The organism is Mesobacillus sp. MER 48 (assembly GCF_023714225.1).
Lineage (GTDB): Bacteria > Bacillota > Bacilli > Bacillales > Cytobacillaceae > Mesobacillus > Mesobacillus oceanisediminis_A.
In genome coordinates, this window is the sequence record NZ_JAMAUR010000040.1 from 1 (window position 1) to 404 (window position 404).

At 44.1% G+C, this 404-nt stretch carries 3 tRNA genes; all 3 read right to left on the reverse strand.

The window, feature by feature from the left end:
* Positions 1–137: 137 nt before the first annotated feature.
* Positions 138–211, reverse strand: a tRNA-Gly gene (locus M3593_RS23795).
* Positions 212–230: 19 nt separating this feature from the next.
* Positions 231–307: transfer RNA gene (locus tag M3593_RS23800), tRNA-Pro, on the reverse strand.
* A 17-nt stretch (positions 308–324) separates the two neighbouring features.
* Positions 325–401: transfer RNA gene (locus tag M3593_RS23805), tRNA-Arg, on the reverse strand.
* Between the last annotated feature and the right edge of the window lie 3 nt (positions 402–404).

A 404-nucleotide genomic window follows, 5' to 3' on the forward strand; every position in this document is an offset into this window, starting at 1 on the left:
CAGGATCAAACTCTCCAAGAAAGAGTTATGAGTTAGCTCATAAGTTAAAACGTTGGCTCATGTCTTCTATTAATAGAAGCATGATAATTTATTGTTTGTTGACGCTTGTTTGTTTAGTTTTCAAAGAACAATTAAACTGGAGCGGGTGATGGGAATCGAACCCACTACATCAGCTTGGAAGGCTGAGGTTTTACCAGTAAACTACACCCGCATATGATATTAGTTGCTGATGGTCGGGAAGACAGGATTCGAACCTGCGACCCCTTGGTCCCAAACCAAGTGCTCTACCAAGCTGAGCTACTCCCCGATAAAGAGAAAATATAATGGCGCGCCCGAAAGGAGTCGAACCCATAACCTTCTGATCCGTAGTCAGACGCTCTATCCAATTGAGCTACGGGCGCATA